Origin of the sequence: Bacillus sp. AFS040349 (assembly GCF_002577655.1) — a bacterium.
In the GTDB taxonomy this organism is placed as follows: Bacteria; Bacillota; Bacilli; order Bacillales; family Bacillaceae; genus Metabacillus.
In genome coordinates this window covers 1-18,829 of record NZ_NUMC01000098.1, presented here as the reverse complement: position 1 = coordinate 18,829, position 18,829 = coordinate 1, and the positions used below count along the sequence as shown (strand labels likewise).

8 protein-coding genes are annotated in these 18,829 nt (G+C 36.4%); 4 read left to right on the top strand and 4 right to left on the bottom strand.

The window, feature by feature from the left end; all coding sequences use genetic code 11:
- The first annotated feature begins 13 nt into the window (after positions 1-13).
- Positions 14-1,732: an O-antigen ligase family protein gene (locus tag COD11_RS19525; protein WP_176551153.1), complete on the top strand. Its 1,719-nt coding sequence runs from the start codon at positions 14-16 to the stop codon at positions 1,730-1,732.
- Between the two features lie 54 nt (positions 1,733-1,786).
- On the opposite strand, the gene COD11_RS19520 is transcribed toward COD11_RS19525, so the two are convergent.
- Together COD11_RS19520 and COD11_RS19515 are read right to left on the bottom strand one after the other, a co-directional pair.
- Positions 1,787-5,320 carry a S8 family peptidase gene (locus COD11_RS19520; RefSeq protein ID WP_098798552.1) on the bottom strand — a complete coding sequence of 1,178 codons (3,534 nt, stop codon included), beginning with the start codon at positions 5,318-5,320 and terminating at the stop codon, positions 1,787-1,789.
- Positions 5,321-5,712: 392 nt separating this feature from the next.
- On the bottom strand, positions 5,713-10,134 hold the full coding sequence (locus tag COD11_RS19515; protein ID WP_098798551.1) for an Ig-like domain-containing protein: 4,422 nt from the start codon (positions 10,132-10,134) through the stop codon (positions 5,713-5,715).
- A 296-nt stretch (positions 10,135-10,430) separates the two neighbouring features.
- Between COD11_RS19515 and COD11_RS19510 the strand changes: the two genes are divergently transcribed.
- Positions 10,431-11,090, top strand: a complete 660-nt coding sequence (locus COD11_RS19510) for a hypothetical protein (protein WP_098798550.1) — start codon at positions 10,431-10,433, stop codon at positions 11,088-11,090.
- Between the two features lie 12 nt (positions 11,091-11,102).
- Entirely contained in the window at positions 11,103-12,344 is a 1,242-nt protein-coding gene (locus tag COD11_RS19505; RefSeq protein WP_098798549.1) for an efflux RND transporter periplasmic adaptor subunit, read from the top strand.
- 125 nt (positions 12,345-12,469) lie between these two features.
- On the opposite strand, the gene COD11_RS19500 is transcribed toward COD11_RS19505, so the two are convergent.
- Both COD11_RS19500 and COD11_RS19495 read right to left on the bottom strand, forming a co-directional pair.
- Entirely contained in the window at positions 12,470-13,606 is a 1,137-nt protein-coding gene (locus tag COD11_RS19500) for a methyl-accepting chemotaxis protein (RefSeq protein ID WP_483296302.1), read from the bottom strand.
- An 813-nt stretch (positions 13,607-14,419) separates the two neighbouring features.
- The gene (locus tag COD11_RS19495) at positions 14,420-15,988 is read right to left on the bottom strand and encodes an N-acetylmuramoyl-L-alanine amidase (RefSeq protein WP_098798547.1); all 1,569 of its coding nucleotides are present in this window, start codon (positions 15,986-15,988) and stop codon (positions 14,420-14,422) included.
- Positions 15,989-16,374: 386 nt separating this feature from the next.
- On the opposite strand from COD11_RS19495, the gene COD11_RS19490 reads away from it, so the two are divergent.
- Entirely contained in the window at positions 16,375-18,675 is a 2,301-nt protein-coding gene (locus tag COD11_RS19490; RefSeq protein WP_098798546.1) for a carboxypeptidase regulatory-like domain-containing protein, read from the top strand.
- Positions 18,676-18,829: the final 154 nt, after the last annotated feature.

Genomic DNA, 18,829 nt, shown 5'->3' with positions numbered 1-18,829 from the left:
TTAGGTGATGGTTATGGCAATCTTAATTTATTTATTATTTATCGTCGGACTAATATGGTTTAGCGGGCTATACAATCCAGGTTACGTGTATGTTTATACAATACCTTTGTTTGTGATCACGGGATTTTATTTGCTTATTAAAAGGAAAGAAATCGTCATACCCGTATGGCTACTGCCACTCCCCTTTTTGTCAATCCTCCCTTTGTTATATAAGGTGGAATCGGTTCAAGGAGCGTTTGATGAATACCTAGTTTGGTGTGCTTTGTTTGCGTTCGGCACTCTATTGTTACAGATAAAAGAACGAGCTGTGCAACTTCCTCTACTCCTGCTGGCGATAAACTGGACAACGGTGGTTGGGACGTACCTGGTGCTACTGGATGTTTTTTCCGTTCCTCATTTTGTCCTTTCTTTATCAAAAGAATTATCTGGACTAGGTGAACGACTTGGCGGCTTTTTGCAGTATCCTAATGCGTTTGCCTCCCTACTTGCTACGGTGATTCTTTTTCACCTTGTTTATGCTGTGAAGGAATCGAAGAAAGGCTGGACCATTTCACATCTGCTACTTCCTCTGTTCTCTTGGCCACTGTTTTTATTAACCGAATCACGTGGTGCATGGTTGGTGTTTATGGTAGTATGGCTTTGGTCATTTTATGTGATTTCAAAAGAAAATCATACTCGCTACTTAGTTAGTTCTGCTTCTGTCTTTCTTTGTGGGACAATTGCTTATACGTTGATCGTGCGAAATGAATCAGCGACCATCACATGGCTGCCACTTGTTGCTATGATTGGATTCGCAGTTATTTTATGGTGGATGGAAAAGAAAAATGTGATGAAAAAGCTGCCTAGTTCTCTTAACATACACCTTGTGCCTTTTTCCCTAACAGTAGGGTTGATCATTTTAATTAGTGACCTGTATTGGAAAGGTGCATTTTATCGCCTTTTGCCAATTTCCTTGCAGCAGCGATTATTATTTAACTTTGATACCTTTTCAGAGCGAGTATTATACTGGAAAGACGCTTTGGCACACTGGGATGAGTTTTCATTTACAGGCTTAGGTGGAAAGGCATGGCGGATTTTTATGTACCGTATTCAGTCTTCTCCTTACTTAACAAGTGAGGTTCACAATAGTTATCTGGATATTTGGATTGAAATAGGCCTAATTGGGCTGCTATTTATATCGATATTACTTATTAGAACGGGATGGCAATTGTTCAAGGAAAGATCTTTCTCCTTGCCGGCATTTGTTTTTCTATTGTTACATGGATTTTTTGAGTTTACGTTTTCGTATCCTATCCTTCTTTTCTATCTGCTTATCCTTGGGCTATGTCAGGAGAAGGTTTCATTACCAAAAACAAAGCTCGTTCCGCTTATCCTAGCTTTTGTAATTCTGGTAAGTGGTGCTTGGTTGTCCATTACATTTGCAAAAGCTGAAAGTGCATTCCATCGCGTGGAGTCGGCAGTAACTAAGGAAGAGGCACTAGCTGCCGTTCGAGAGGCACATGAAACAAACCCCTGGCAAACTCAGTATGTGCGATTTGCGGTTGAGCATCAGTTGTTATCTATTGAGGAGCAAACTGCATGGCTAACCAAAGCGATTTCATATGAACGAAATCATTCCTGGCTGTTATTTCACGCGGCAAAAGCGGCAGAAGAAAAAGGGAAGACTGAGAAAGCCCAGATTCTTTATCAGCGCTCACTAGAGACAAACCGCTATGAAAACAGAAATAATTAAACGTTTATTTAAAGCAAAAAACCCTCTGTATCAGAGGGTTTTTCTCTTACAGCCTTATTGAAGTGTTAATTGATAAGGAGAGATACTCGCATTTCCTTTTCTATCTTCTACTTTGAGGTAGTATGTTCCTTTTTTCAAATTAACATAAAACTCTTCAGCATCTCCTAATCCGTACTGATCTTTTTTCAGCAGCTGCTTTCCATTAGCTTCATAAAGACTAATTACACCGTCTAAGTCTGATGGAACATCCAGCTTTACTTTGTACTTTTTCACTTTATCATTGATCACAAGCTTAAAGTAGTCAACATCACCTTTTTGATTTGACGCATTCATATAGCCTGTACCAGTTAGTTTTCCTTTTGACGATTTAAGGGAAATCGGCTTACTTGGTACATTCTTTTTAATCACTGAACCTTTGTCTTCATCGACTTTATTGCCTGAAGCAAACGTAAATTTATAGTTTTGGAATGAAGTTGCGCCGTAGTAATCAAATAAAACAACAAAGTATCCTTTTCCTTTTGTAGCATTGAAAGATCCGCGCTCTTCATCACCAGAGAAACCAACGTCTGTAATGATTAGCTTGCCTTCTTCTTCTACATCAAGCTCTTTGTTTCCGTTTGTATCTTCAATGACAAATACAACAGGATCTAGCTCTCTCTTCATCTCTTTCGGTACATTACTTCCATACTTCGTATTCACAGGTTGAACTTGGTAGCCATAAATACCACTTTTTTGTGGAGTGAAGTAGAACATGTCCATATCTTGCTCTGTTGAGAAGTTACCAGTTACTGTCCCTTCTTTTAGTTCAGTCGCATTAGCGTATACATCATTTGATTCTTGAGAATCTACTGGTGAATCTAAAACAAATTTAGCTGAGAATGCATACTCACTAGCATTCGGACGATACATTGGGTCAGATAGTTTAATATAGTAGGTTTGATCTGCTTTCAAACCAACATATAGTTTATCTAATACAGATTGACCAGCCATATCATAATAATAATTATAAGCGACCATGCTGAACTGACCTGTTTCAGCATCCTGCTGATAAACCTCAATTCCCGCTTCCGCTCCTTTATTAGCAAGCTCGTAAACTCCTGTTTTGTCTAACTGAACAGAAAACCAGTCTTCATCACCGCTATATTGGAAAAAGCCTTTTGCTTCTTCGTTAACTGTGTAAGGAAGAGCAATATCAGGAATCATCGCAAAATAATCTTCTTCTGGTCCTAATAAAGCAAGTAAATCTTCTAAAATACCATTTCTGATATTATCTTTTGTTTTTACAGCTTGTTCCACATATTCTTCTGTTACTTCTTCTGAGTAGTCAAAAGAAGCTTCTGGGAACTGATCCTCGTCCGCCGGTAGAACTGTTTTTTCTGCCTTTACTTGATAAGGAAGAGCCGAAGAGAAACTTCTCTCAAGGTTAAGCTCTTGCTCTAAATAACCCCACATAAAAAATTCAGACAGAGGATTGTTTGTTACCTCAATAATAAATGTTGCTCCTGGGTAACCATTGAACGAAATAGTTTCACCATGACCAAAGCCTTTATTATTAACATTGTCATACAAGAATTTATCTTCAATCACTTCGCCATCGATTTCATACTTTTCAACCATATAAACATTAAGAGTTGCATCAATACCAGGAACTCCTGTTGTGCTTACCTGATATGTTTCAGTGCTCTCACTATGCGCTGGGACAGTGAAAGTGAAGAAATCACTATCTCCAAATTCTAGGTCGATTGGAGCCTCTTCAACTGGTGCTTCTTCTTCCGTTGGCTCTTCCCCTTCTACAGGTGCTTCTTCCTCAGGAACTACAGGTGCCGGTTCAGTAAAGTATAAATCACCGGAAGTGAACGGGAACTGAGTAATAGTTTGCATATTTTCTTCTGATAAACCATCATCTTTCAGTTCAGCTTGTTTTGAAATGTTTAAAGTATATGTTTGTTTGGCAGATTCACTGTATTTTTTCAGTGCATCTTTTACACCAACAACAATCGTTCCTGCTGCAGATGCTTGGTAAAGTGACGCTTCTTCTCCACCAACCGTTACATCATTCACTGTTACATGGTCAGCTGCTGTTTCTGTTTCTCCCTCTGGGAAGAAATAAAGCTCATATTCATAATCAAAAGATTTCTTTGAAGGCAATAAATTTAGCTGAACATATTCGTTTTCCTCTACAGAAAATTGATACCAATCTGTTTGGTACAGCTTTGTGATAGCCCCTTTTTGAACAGATTTTTCTTTTACTTCAATCTTTTTTGCCTTTTCAATTAATTGATCTTCTGTTAGTTTTTCTACTGTTGGTAGTTTCTTAGCATCATATTTTAATGCATTTACAGGATTCACTAGTCCAAACCCGTACGTAGTATCATAGCCTTTGCTACCTAAATCTGTTGCTGTTTTATTTAAGATATATTGAACCTGCTGTGGTGATAGCTTAGGATTTTTTGACAAGAGCAATGACACTGTTCCAGCAACAACCGGAGACGCCATTGATGTACCATCTAACTTGGCATATGATGAACCGCGGTCTACATCATAAGCTGTGCTATAAATGTCTTCCCCTGGTGCAACAACATCAACAGACGGACCGTACGTAGAAAACTCAGCTAATTTGTTTTCTTCATTTGTAGCCCCAACACTGATAACCCCACTAAATGAAGCTGGATACTCGAGCATTTCAGAGCCGCTATTACCCGCTGCTGCTACGACTGTAATATTCGCTTCAATCGCTTTATCAATTGCCTCTTTAATGATTGGTGAAGCATAGGTAGAACCAAGACTTAGGTTAATCACTTGTACCTTTTGTTCAATTGCTTTTAAAATTCCTTCCGCAACTGTGTAGTCACTTGAAAAAAATGAACGATTAAAAACGTCAATTGAAACAATTTGAACATTAGGATTTACACCATATCCGCCAACTTCATTATTTTTTTCAGCGGCAATGATTCCGGCAACATGCGTACCGTGTAAATCAACAGCACCCTTTTTCAATGGATCCATCACATTGTAGTTATACACAATCTTATTTTTCAATTCTGGATGACTAGCATCAACACCTGTATCAACAACAGCCACTTTTACTTTGTTTTTCCCTGCAAGCTTTGTTGCATCATCAACTTTCAGGTTATCCAGGTGGTACATGGATGAACGCTTTTGATCTGGTACACCAAGCTTTTTAATTTTTGCACTTTTTGTAACGGATAAAACATCACTGCGCTTCATATAGTTAGCAGCAACTTTATCAATATCTTTTTTATTCGTTACTTGAACAACATCATATTGCAGACCGCTTACCTTTCTTACTAATGTCGTACCCATTTTTTTATGAGTATTAGACGAAATCCCCTTCTTATACTTGATAACTAGGAGATTATCATAAAATACATCCTCATCTTCTTTTGCTGTTGGGAGAGATTGCAAACTACTTGAACTCTTAAATCCAAGCCTGTTTAACGTTTCTCCGTAATTTTTTTGACTTTGCTCAGGCTCACTCGTTGCATAACTCACTTGAGTTTGTCCAAGGGAAGAGAAAACCAAAGCAGCACTAAAAGCCATTATGCCTGCCTTCTTAAAAAGTTTCATCCAGCTACCTACTTTCTTATTTTTTACGTCCACTTTGATAATACGACATTATTCCTTTTTTTTCCTTCTTTTTTAATGATAATTTTTCTCATTTGTGAAAAATAGAGCTTTTGGGCGAGAATAATAAAAAATACCTGAGGATAAATAGGTAAAAAGTCATGTTTGTTGGTTTGGGTCATGTGTAAATACCTTAATATATTGAATTATTTGGTAATAGTGTTTTTTATGTTCCGTTTCGGTTCTACGGACATAAATTCTTCATATAATGGGTATTATATATATGTGTGTGTTACCCTTTTGAGTGCATAAAATTGTTTTGCACTCCCTTTTTTTGAGTTTATTTTCTATCTATAGATAAAGCCCTCAATTTGCTAAATTGAGGGCTTTTTGAATTAAGAAATTTTCACAGTGCCGTCTTGGACGTCAAAACCTGCGTATAGATCTAGGGTGCTTGCGCTTTGGGTTGATGCTTGGGCTTCTTCTAGTGATTGTGTTGTTGGTGCTGAAATATTAAATTTCTTGCTAAATGGTGTAATTGGAATCGGTGAGTCTTCAACACTGAAGATGATTTCAATTTCACCTGATAGTTCTTCACCATTAACAATTTCACTTAAAGATAGTTCAGTAAAGTTAAATCCTTTTACTTTTTTCTTGTATGTTTTATTGTTTGCTTTAACTGTGACTTCTCCGTTTAAGCGGTCTTCTACTCTGTAGTCATAATAACCCCACTCGTTTAGGTGAAGCTTTTGAAATCCATATACTTGATTACCTTTACCATCACTAATATAACCGTGCAAAAAATAATAAAGTGGAGAGTTTACATCAATAACTTGGTCTCCATGTGTATCAGACACTACTTTCAGCTGATCATCGGCACTAATTGTCATGTTCTCATTAACATTAATCTCACCATTACTATTTCTATTATACTTGTCATAATTAACTTCCCAAGTTTGTCCATCTTTTGTAACTCGATAGATTTGAATAATAGAATGGTAAGTATTTTTGCTTAAGTACAGTGACTCAGCCTCATCAGCAAAATTCGGATGGTAAATAACATCATATTTTCCGCCCCCTGAAGGTAAACCTACTGCGCTATCAAAATCAAAATTCGCTGCAATATTTTGTTCAAAAGAAAAGTCAACTAGCGCCATTTCTTCCTCAGTAAAACTTAATCTTTGGTTAGTAGCCGAAATTGTAAAATCATCTTTAAATAATTGATATGAAGCACTATCAGTTTGTGCATTGTATTGAATATTATAAGTTCCAAATGGTACCTTTATGTCAGGTGCTACATAAGCGTGAAACATGCCATTTCCTTCACTATCAACTGGATTTAAGGCAAAGAATTGATCATTGATTTCCTCTTGGTTAACACCTGATATAGTAGCATTAATTGGAGCAAACTCCGCTTCATTAACTTCTATTATTTTTGTAGTCCCACTTTTGATTTCTTCACTTGTTAATTCTTCAATTAATAAATACCCATCGATTCTAATCGTTGCATAAAAAGTCTCTGCAAGTGTTTCATCAATATTTGTTACATTAACTTTTAAACCATCACTTTCTACTTGTACCTCTGCATCTCTATATATTTCTAAGCTTGAACCTGGTTGATCAGAATACGGGAATATTTCTACATTAGCATAGTGAGAAACAAATTCCTCACCCTTAATTAAGAAAGATATACTTCCTTCATGAAGAATGTCTTCATCACTTTCTCCAATTTTACTATCCACAAATGTTTCGATAGCTTGTGTTAATTCCTCTACCTTTTCATCAATTTGGGCCTGTGTTTTTCCAAATGTTTCATACATTGTTTTCGCTTCTTCAATTACACTAGTTAGGTCGTCATGTGCGGTTTGAGGATACTGACCAGTATTATTCCCAATGATTGCTCTGTTAGCAACACGTTGCGCACGATTCCATTCGTAATTTAATTGTGAACGATCTATAGTTACAACTGAATTTTTAAAGGTGTTAATCGCCTCTTGAAGAGTAGCTGTTGCTACATCTACTTGGTTTTGGACAGTTGTAGTTACTTCTGTACTGCTATCGTTAACAGATTTTGCTTGATTTATAGCAGTTGCTAACTGATCTTTAGATGCTTGCGAATAATTACCTTCTACTTCTCCAACTACTGCATTTTCAAGAATATCATCAGCATCAATAATCATTCTCTCTAATTCAAATTTATCTAGTACCTCTTCAAATACAATAGGTGTTCCATTTCCATTAGTTGCAGTGACTTCAACACCAACACGCTTCGTTGCTTTTCCGATATTACTTCCTTCACCAAGCGTAATATTTGCATTGTTACGAACAATTAATTGATCTACTGTACTATTAATCTCAACTTCTTCATTTCCACTACCAATTACTACATTTTTGACTGGTGCAGCGATTTTTGTTTTGGCTTCAGACTCTATTAGGATTGTACCTTCTATCTTTGCATTTTCGCTATCCGTTCTAATTTGTAGAGCAGTTCCAGAAGTTATTTTTATATTTCCTTTAAATGAAGTATCCCCAGAAAGAACGATTGATTCTCCACCTCCACCATTTAAAGTGTGGGTTGAACCTTCTCCATCTTTAATATTCTCTAAATGTAAATTATACACTGTTTCTTCTACACTTAAGTTTATAATTGTTGCATTTTTAAGTGTAAGGTTGTCTCCAAACAATTGAACATTAGACAACGTCGCATTATTAAAATCAATTATTTGATCCTTAATGTTTTCCTGTACAACAATTTTCTTCTTAACATCTCCTGAGTAATTACTTGAAAGACTTTTAGAAATTTCAATTGTTGTAATATTATTTTGCTCGATTGCATAATCAAATGCTTCACCAGATGTAACAACGGCAGTAATACCATCATTTTTCACTGTATACCCTTCAGGTGAAACAGTAAGTTTGAGTAAAACTTTTTCATCGTATCCTTCTACAGTTCCGTAGAATTCTGTAGTACCCAAAACTGATGTATCAACAGCAGTTTCTTCCCAAACCACTTCTACATTTTGTTTTGTACCATCACTTAAGTTAACTTCAACCTCACTAGGCAGATTAAATGACTCACCTTTATTCACCGTCTCAACAATATCTTGTATTGTTTGAATTGTTGGTGCTGGTGTTTCTGTTTGTCCACCACCAGTATTTCCTCCGGTCGGCGGTGTTTCTGTTTGTCCGCCACCAGTATTTCCTCCAGTCGGCGGTGTTTCTGTTTGTCCACCACCAGTTTCTCCACTGATCGGCGGTGTATAATCTGACGAGTTACCAACATCTACACCCTCAGAATCAATCACAGTACCATTATTGTCAATTTTAATATCATCTTTTACTGATGCATCTTTTTCAAGCTTTTTAACAACTGTGCCTGCTTTAATTGAAACAGAAGCATTACTGTTCTTTAAAAGTACGTTCGTGTCAGAAAGATCACCTTTTAAGCCGATTTCTGTATTTTTATCAGCAGTGTCAATTAATAGTGATAGTAATGATGCCCCATTTTCTGCATCAATTGTTGCTTTGCTGTTTACTAAAAGTTCTAAGATCTTGGCAGTTGCTCCAAGTTTAACTTCTGATTCTTTTCCTTTAACGGTAACATTAGTAGAGGAAAGGTCACCATTCAATGTAAATAAATGACTTGGAATCGCAGGAGTGATATCAACTGAGTTTATTTTCGCTCCACTTTCCGCTGTTAATTCTGTTCGGTTTACAAGTGTTAGACGCTTGATTTGAGTTTGTTTATCAACAAATAATTGCAACTGCTTTAACGTTTCTTCCCCGTTAGCAGCAAGAGTCTTCTTCTCCTCTTCTCCATCTACTTTTACAGTTCCAGTTACATTTACATTTGTTAATGTCACCTTACCAGCTGAACCATTTACACCTTTAATTATAATATCTCCACTTACCTCAAGATTTTTCAGTTCAAGATAAGTACCTTCAGTTGCTGTAACAACTAAATCTTTTTCTACTTTCTGTAACTCTTCCGATCCATATACAGTTGGCTCACCTTGTTTTGTTGATTCAGCCTCAATAGTAATAGTTAAATTGGTTCTTAGCTCGACTTTTTTGCCAGTTAATGAATCTGCCATTTTTGATAGTTGAGGGTATTTTCCTGGATAAAGCTTATTACCATCTGCTTTAATTTCCTCAGCTCTTCTTTCAAGACGATTTAACTTCGCATAGTTTTCCTTAGCCTCAGCAATTTCCTCTTTCTCTATTTGTTTAGAAATTTGATCTTGAAGGATATAGCGTGATACCTCATAGATGACAGATTCTTTTGCAATCTTAGCACCAATAAGGAACTCATCACGAACAGCTTCTCGATTTTTTTCGCCATATACCTTACTGAAAACTCGCTCTGCTTTTCTTATTTGTTCCGATAATTGATGATAGGCTTCAACCATTTCATCGTTTAATTCTTCCTTATTTATGTACTTCTTTAATGATTCTGTATCCTTTGATAGTTGTTCTCCTACTTTTATAGCATCTATCAATCTAGCAGCTTTTAATAGTTCGTTTTTAGCTGAATCTAATTGAGCTTTTAATTTTGTATCTTTAATCCCTGCATTTTCTGCTTTTGTGATATTTGCTTTTGCTTGATTATATGCATTTAGGAATTCCTTAGTTAACGTAGATTCTTCAGCATTATAGTATTGTTTTAATAGGCTTGCTGAACTCTTCGCCTTTGCTACAAGATCCGTAGCATTGGATGCAGCAGAAGTCTGTGCTGGTGAGGTTGCAACGAGAGCAGCTGATGCTAATAATGTCGTGGTTGTTGCTTGCATAAGTTTCTTTTTCATTCTTTTCTTCAAGATTTCAACACTCCTATTTTACTAGTTTAAACACCTACCAATATTACCATATATTTGTTAATATTGGGTAAAAATCACTATATAAATTCATATTTTATGTAAAAATTTATAAATTATTTAATTATATTGACCTAACACTATCCATTGAAGCAATATTCTTTCCATTTGGCTATTGTGTGAACATTAAAATTAAAAGCTCAAATAAAGTTTCACCTAGGACCCTCCCACTATTTTACATTCCTCAAAAGTAAGTTAAAATTAACAATAGAATATAAATTTACTAGAGAGGTACATACATGATCTACCAAACTCAATTATTTAAAGGACTTTTCAAACCGCAAATAAGCCTCTATCAATTACAAAAAGCAGAAGCTGTCAAGAAGGTCGTTCCTAAGCTACTGTTTTTGTATTTAATAAGCTTGACGATCTTTGCCATTAGTACATATTTCGGAATTGGGACGGAAACATATTCAGGAAATATACAAAATTCAAGTGAAAAATATGAATCCGGTAAGTTGCTGTTGTTAGCGGGAAGACTCGTTGCTAGCTTGATTTATCCAACGCTATTTATTTGGTTTGCAGCGTTATTTTTTTGGCTCGCTCTTGATATCCCATATTTTAAAATAGTAATCGTCCAGATGTTTACCCTGACCCTTCTATTAGTTGGGCAGCTTATTACACTGCCAGTTCTTGTTTTGCTTGATTTAAATCATGTAAGCAATCCATTTTCTTTCGGAGTTGTTAGTCAGTACGTGATTGATCATGAATATTGGACGAGCTTTTTCGGATCGATTACACTGTTTCATTTCGTAGCAATATTGGTCCAATACTATTATTTCCGTTTTCTTAGTGAGAAGAATAGATTTGGTATCATGATTTTTATTATTTTGTTTTATTTACTCCTTTGGTTTTTCGAAGGATTATTGGCATTTATTAAAATCTCGGTGTTTTTCTAAGGAGGTGCTATGATGAAAAAATGGATCGGCGTCGGACTTGCAATTGTTTTTGCTGGTTTTATTTGTTTAAACGTTTATTTAATTTATAAAGATGATAGTAAGGTTGAGCGGACGGTATATGTTGAAAATTGGTCCCGCGTTCAAGAGGGGGATATTGTTGAGACCACGGAAGCGGACGGGATGATGGTGCCGAAGGAAAATCAAGATATCTACCTTCCACTAGAACAGATTGATTTTCAACAGTTTCTTGTAAAAGAAGGCGATGAGGTGACTGCTGGCACTCCATTATTTGTCTATACCTCACCAGAAATAGACAATTTAAAAGAAACAATCGAGCTTGAGATTGAGCAATTAGAGGGTGAATTAGAAGGCGTTGATGATTATATTGATTCTTTAGTTGACTACCAATCTTCGGTTTCAACTTCTGACTCTGAAGTTGAAATTGATTCAGATCTTGAAGATAGATTAAATATTAATGTGAATGCTTCTTCAGACATGATCTTCAGTTTTATTGAACAAGAGATTTATCGTAACGAGCTTGAAAAGCATAAGCTTGAACAGGAAATCTCAAAGTATGAAGCTCAGTTAAGTAATATCGATGAACAGGACAATACAGCAAAACTCGTAAGTGGTATTGATGGTATTGTGGTGAACATTAACAAAAAACTTGAAAACCCGATTGTTACCATTGCATCTAACGAGTTAGCAATAGAAGGGCTTTTTACAGAAAAGCAATTAACAAAGGCAGAACCTGGAATGGAGCTAACGGTAAGGGCATCTGGTCAAAAGATGGAAGGAACATTGGATAAGATCAATCCTTATCCTGTTGAAGAACCTGCAATCGGTCAAGAAAATGCTTATACATTTACAGCAGGGCTCCTCGAACAGCCTGAAAACCTTCCGATCGGAACTGAAGCAACTGTAAAAGTAGTTACTGCAGAAGCAATTGGTGTTCCATCTCTTAAAGAAAAAGCGATTCACGATGGAAAAAAATCGTTTGTCTATCAATTAAATAAAAATGGACTTGTTTCAAAGGATACAGTTGAAACTGGTGTAAGTTTTGGTGGAATTAGCGAGATTGTTGATGGATTGGAAAATGGCGATGTTGTGGCAATGGATTCGAGGCGCGATTTATTGGATAATGCTGACTTTGTGACGGAAATGAAACCTAGTAAGGTGACTAAGTCTTCGTTGAAGGATTTATCTACTACAGATAAGTGGAAGGCTTTCTTGATTGGGTTGGTGGAGAGGTAAGGGATGTTTTAATTGGTGAGTAAAGATACGCCCAGCCCTCTTAATATGCAAAAACCGAGTAACTGTTCGTTACTCGGTTTTTTATGTATGTATCGACAAACTTCGGGAAGTGACAAGCACCACTCCTAAAAGCGAAATCTACTAATTTCCTCGGTCAATTCCCCTGCCAGCTTACTGAGACTTTCAGCTGATGCTGCGATTTCTTCCATTGAGGCAGATTGTTCTTCTGCTAGTCCTGCGACTGTTTGTGTTTTAGATGTTGCATTTTCAGTGATGGCGTTAACTTCCTTAAATGCTACTGTTACTTGTTTTGTACTTGCAGCAATTTGTTCAGATACTGCAGATACTTCTTGTACTTGACTTGCAACTTCTTGAGCTGATCCCAAGATTTCTTTGAAGGCTGTACCAGTTTCTTCGATTACACTCACACCATTTACAACATCTTCTGATACAGTTTTCATTTGTTCAACCGTAGCCACTGTGTCTGCTTGTATGGATTGAATTAACTGTGTAATTTGGTTTGCAGATTGATTGGATTCTTCAGCTAATTTTCTCACTTCATCTGCTACAACTGCAAAACCTTTCCCGTGCTCGCCCGCTCTTGCTGCTTCAATCGCTGCATTTAATGCAAGTAAGTTCGTTTGTGAAGAAATGTCCGTAATCGCAACAACGATTTTTTCAATTTCCTTTGAACGTTCATCTAAGTTTTTAATGGAATGTGACGTTCTTGAAACGTTTTGTTCAATCGTGTTCATCTGATTAACAGCTTTATTAATATTTTCCTCTCCTACTTTCGCCTTTGTTGTCATAATTTCTGAGGAGGTTGATACCGAAGAGGTTGTGTTGGCAATAACCTGTATTCCTTCCGAAACTTCATTCATAACACTTCCGCTATCTTGTACTTGCTTTAGCTGCATTTCAGCACCAGAGGTTATTTCATCTATTGATGTACTAACTTGTTGAGTAGCATGATTCGTTTGCTCTGCACTTGCTAATAATTCTTGAGCTGAAGAAGCAAGGTTATCACCTGTTTTTTTGACAGTAAATATTAAACTACGTAAGCTCTCAACCATTATATTAAAAGAGTTTGTTAATTGTGCAATTTCATCTTTAGATTTTACATTTATTATTTCTACATCCAATTTACCTTGTGAAATCTGGTCAGCTGTGTTCGCAAGCTTGGTAAGGGGCTTTAATTTTTTAAAAATAAGTATAAATGTTGTAATGATAGAGATAAGAACCAAAGTGGATGAAACAAACATAATGATAAAGCTAATTTGAACTTGCTTCTCCGCAGATGCCACTTTGGATGAAGTCCATTCATTAAGCCTGTTATTAAATTCTTCAATAGGTTCAGCAAGAAATTTTTTGCCTGCTTCATACTTAGCTCCATACGCAATCGATCGAGCAAGGATTAAATTATCATCTTCAACCGCTGCCATTACCTGTTCATCAAGAGCTACTAATTCATTAGACTTTTGTTTCGCAAGTTCTATTAGTTCAAGTAAGTTGCTTGGAATGTTCAATTCGTCTAGTCTTTCTAAAACTTTGTCTCTCGTTTTAGTTTCATTTAACTGTTTCAAATAATTATTTTGAAATTTCATTTCTCCAAACTGTGTATAAGATCTCATTTCGTTGGTTAAGTAATCTGAGGCACTTTGAAATTCTATTGATAGTAACTTAGACTCTTCTTTTAATGCAAGTGCCTGTTCTTTCTCATTCACATTTTTGTTCAACATAAACATGGACCAACCTGTTAGCAAAAACAAAAAACTAGTAAAAACAAGCATAATTCTTAATAATGTGTTTAACTTCATGTTTCTCCCTCAATTCTAGATGTACTAGTCTGACCCATGAGGTCAGACTTATTTAAATTCTCTCTGTTTATTTCGGTTTCCGAATGGAAAATTTTAAGTACTAGACATAAAATTATTTTAAAATAAAAAAATATTATTTACATCCGACAAACTTCGGGGAGTGACAGGCACCTCACAACAAAAAACCTAGCTACTAAGCTAGGCTTTCGACAAAATTCGGGTGGTGACAGGCACCACCACCCTCCATTTTCTTTCTATCTACTTATAATAATCCAACACACCTAACAAAATCGCTTCAGCCGCATTTTTACGGAATTGAGCTGTTTTTAGTTTGGCTGCTTCCGCTTCATTGGAGATGAATCCGAGTTCAGCTAGGACGCTTGGCATTGTTGTGTATTTGATGACATAGAAGCCAGCATCTTTTACTCCGCGGTTTCTTGTTCCTAGCTTTTCAATTAGGCGGTTTTGGATTTTTTCAGCGAGCTTTTTACTCTCTGCACTTTCGTAATTTCCGTTCCAGTAAGTTTCAGTTCCATTAGCGGATTCACTTGTTGCTGCGTTAATATGCAAGCTAATAAATATACTAGACTTCGCATTATTTGCAACAGCTGCACGTTCCGGCAGATCCAGGAAGGTATCATCCTTTCTTGTCATGATAACCTTTGCTCCCTCAGCTTCTAACAGCTTTTGAACCTGCAATCCAACATCTAGAACAACCTCTTTCTCTTGAAGTCCAAATCCTATTGCTCCAGAGTCTTTTCCACCATGACCAGGATCAATTGTGATGACCTTACCTGCTAACAAAGAGTCACTAGGTTTTTCTGTAGAACCTATAACCAAGTAATTCTTATGCACATAACACACTGTATTATTAATCTTCGTTTTTGCCCAATCACCAACAAATTCATAAACTGTAATAACGTCTCCATTATAAAGCTTACCCACAACATCTGAATCAATCGTTGGCTCTGAACGTACATTCAAAGCACTCGCTGTTACAACGGCTTGGACAGGAGCAGTACTAGGATCTCCTGAGCCACCCTTTGCGGTGTTATAGTTCTTTTTGGATGTCGTTTCCATTTGAACTAACGTTTGATTAATTGTACTTGGTAAACTAGCATATCCACCAGCTTGTTTAATCTCGATTGCACGTCTTTTCAACCTACTTAGTACACCAAAGTTCGAGTTAGCTTCTGTGAGCTGCTTTTTTTGTATTTGTGTATTGATTTTGTTAAGTAATCGATAATGGGAAACCTCGTAGATAACACGCTCTTTTGCTACTTTAGAAGGAGTTATGTAATAATCCAACATCACTTTACGAGAGGTAGGTCCATAAACCTTTCCAATTGTTTCTTCCACTTTTCTAATCTTTGTAGAATACCTGTCATATAGACTATCAATCTGACTAATGCTTCCCTTACTGATTGCTGCTTCAAACTCTGCTAAATACTGACGGAGAATAGCTCCATGTCTTGAGCTATCAATAAAATACGCAGCACGAAGGCGTAATTCATTTGCCCAATTCAGTTTTTCTTGCAATTGACTTTTTCTAGAGTCACTCAAAGAGTTAATCGATTCTTGGGCCTCATTAATAGATGCTAGAGTTTGGTCATATTTTTTTGAGAATGTTGAGGAAACACCAATACCCTTTGAAGACTTAATACGGTAATACGGTTCAAGGCTCTCCGCTTCTGTTACTGCTTCGTTAACTAGCTTCTCTACTTGATCATAAGATGTTGCTGCTGATACGTCAGATGGTGAATAGCAGCTAAGTGTGATGAACAAGATTGAGAGAAAAGCAACGAAACAGGTTAACCTGTTCTTCATCAATAATGCTCCTAACGTTTTTTATTTTAGTAGAAACTCCCTTACTATATTTTACTAAAAAACTAGCGCTTTGTAATAGGTAATTTCGACAAAAACCAAGGTAGTTTTTCCTATTTTTCAATAATAGTCTTAAAAATTATATAAATATAGTGTATTAGACTCGTTAATCTAGCACTATTTATAGTTTTAATGTAGCAAGCACAACTATATACAGAAAAACCTCTGGTAGAATCCTTTTACATAATCCAAATCATCGGGCTTTTTCTTCGACAAATTTCGGGAAGTGACAGGCACCAAAAACCACTTCCATCTTCTTCAAGTTGAATCTCCACCTAAGCAACTGTTAGCATATAGAGATAACAAAATGAACGAAAGGGAGTACATCGTTGAATCAACTTAGAAATTTCATCACTGTCACAGCTTTTTTCTTTATTACATCAACGGCTCAAATTGTGAGTGCCGAAACTCCTAAGGGATATAGTGGTGCTGAGCTTGAGGGTCAGAAGTTAAACCAAGAACTTCAATTTTTTAATAAGACGATCAATAGCGGCGACCTTCAGAATATAAATAATCTATATAATCAATTCACCAATCAGTTGAAGGCAACTGAAGTGAAAATTGGACAAGTGTCTGGTGCATCGAATCGTAATAAATTGAATGAAAAGTATGTCAGACCTGCTAAGATTGCAGTAGAAAGAACCATTTATGAAATATCTCAATTGCGTCTCCTTAAGTCTATTGAACGGTCAATAAATCAGAAGCAATTAGTAATAGCAGAAAGCGATACAGCGAAGTTAGGAAGATTAATAAATAGAGCAGAGGAAATTAAAGAAATAGGTGGTTATGTAAGCTTACCGAAAACTATAAACATGTCCTTAAGAGAAAATGAAGCTCTCGTTCAGGGTGCACTTTTAAATGAAAGACTTACTGAATATAATTCCGTTATTTCAAAAGCCAACCTAGAACAGCTCAACGATTTATATGATAATTTTACGAAGCAAGTTAGAATCACTGAGCAAAAAATCGGACAAGTTGCTGGTTCACAAAAGAGACGTAACTTTAATAATTCCTATGTTGGGCCTGCCAAAATAGCTAAGGAAAGAACCATTTATGAAATTTCACAGTTTAGATTAATGTCTAGAATAGAAAGTGATATTCAAAAAACAACGAGTGAAAAATTCACAAGCGACCTTGCCGTCCTGAATCGATTAGTAAATCGAAGTAAGGAAATAAAAAGAGACGGAAACTATCAACAGCTTCCTGAGGAAATCACAGCCACTTTAGAAGGAAAAAGATATTATCTAACATATCTTTACCAAGATGCCACAAACACATTAGATCCTAATAATCCTGAACATATGTTTCCAAGATTAGCTGAGCTTAAAATGAAATGGAATGCCTTAAGTGAAGCTAGTAAAAGAGATATGATAATGAAAGACGCGTGGACACTACAATCGGAAACAAAGTATCCAGGCTACCTCCCAAAACACTTAGGTTTTCTCTATCATCTTACAGGAGATTCACAATATAAAGAGATGACCAAAGAAACAGTTGCCCTACTAAACAAATATTATCTGAAAAATGGACGACTTAAATCACCTGAGTATCAAAAAACGGGCTGGTGGTATCGAGATCCGTTTGCAAGAGATCTTAACGGACTGTATGAAGCTTATAAATATACACAGTTACCAGAAATTATTGATTTCATCGATAACCAAGCAGCTCTTTGGATGTCACAAGTGCCACGTCAGAGCAATAATGGCTTTACCATTTATCCATACGGAATTTCTGATGGAGGAAAAATTGGTTCCGCTGAAATCAATCCTAATCAAAACATCCAAGTAGCTACACTGTTTTCAAATTTATATTGGGAACCTGAATCAAAATTTTATAAAAATCCAACGTTAAAGGACATTGTCTATAATGAAGTCAATGCGGTCTTATCTTTGCAAAAAGAAAATGGTTCTCTCCCACTTAGAGAAAACCTTCCACTTGTTGAGGATACAAACTATGGAGGTTATACCGGCAACATGCTCTATCAGCTGGCTCAAATATGGGGAAATCCTGCTTGGATAGAAAGCACAATTGAATTAGGAAACTGGTTGTTCCATGAATACTCAATGAACCATCCGTGGAACACACCTGAAGATGCCCCTAATTATCACTTTGATCGAATGAATAGCTTTAACTTAATTAGTAGAGTTTTATTATTTTATGCAGCTGGTATTCCTGAACAATACGTTAAAAACTGGATCCGGTTTTCGGAAGATCGATTCCCCGAAGAAGAACTTTATTTACTTGAAAGATGGTACTTTTACAAATCCGTACCAAGGGATTATTTGAATAATGACATTAGTATCATGAATCAGCTTCCCCCAAGAATTTATAGTGACGCTTCTTCTGATCTTACATCGGTCAGAATTGTTGGTGAAACAATTTCGAGTGCAAATGTCACAGTGACTAATTCTCTTACAAATGAAACTGTAGCTACCTTTAACGTGAGTGGGGATAATCAAAAAAGCTTCCCACTGCCAATAGGCGAGTATGTAATAAATATAGAAGCAACTGAGGCAAATGGAAAAACAACTACAGATAGTCAAAAGTTAAGTCTTAGCCAGGAACAAACATATTCTATAAACGTGGTGTTGTTCGATCAACACAACCGCTTCTACCAGAAAATCAAATAACAGCAAATAAACAGGTAACTCTTGTTGCCTGTTTTTTTATCGACAAACTTCGGGAAGTGACAGGCACCTCAAAACAAGCAAAAAACAAGCCCACGTTCTTCCGAACATGGGCTTGTTTCGACAAATTTCGGGTGGTGACAGTGCTCGACCCCCT

Excerpts from the sequence above, each read along its gene's own strand:
- COD11_RS19500 (WP_483296302.1), bottom strand. The coding sequence starts at position 13,606 with ATGTTTGTTTCATCCACTTTGGTTCTTATCTCTATCATTACAACATTT.
- COD11_RS19495 (WP_098798547.1), bottom strand. The coding sequence starts at position 15,988 with ATGAAGAACAGGTTAACCTGTTTCGTTGCTTTTCTCTCAATCTTGTTC.
- COD11_RS19505 (WP_098798549.1), top strand. The coding sequence starts at position 11,103 with ATGAAAAAATGGATCGGCGTCGGACTTGCAATTGTTTTTGCTGGTTTT.
- COD11_RS19520 (WP_098798552.1), bottom strand. The coding sequence starts at position 5,320 with ATGAAACTTTTTAAGAAGGCAGGCATAATGGCTTTTAGTGCTGCTTTG.
- COD11_RS19510 (WP_098798550.1), top strand. The coding sequence starts at position 10,431 with ATGATCTACCAAACTCAATTATTTAAAGGACTTTTCAAACCGCAAATA.
- COD11_RS19525 (WP_176551153.1), top strand. The coding sequence starts at position 14 with ATGGCAATCTTAATTTATTTATTATTTATCGTCGGACTAATATGGTTT.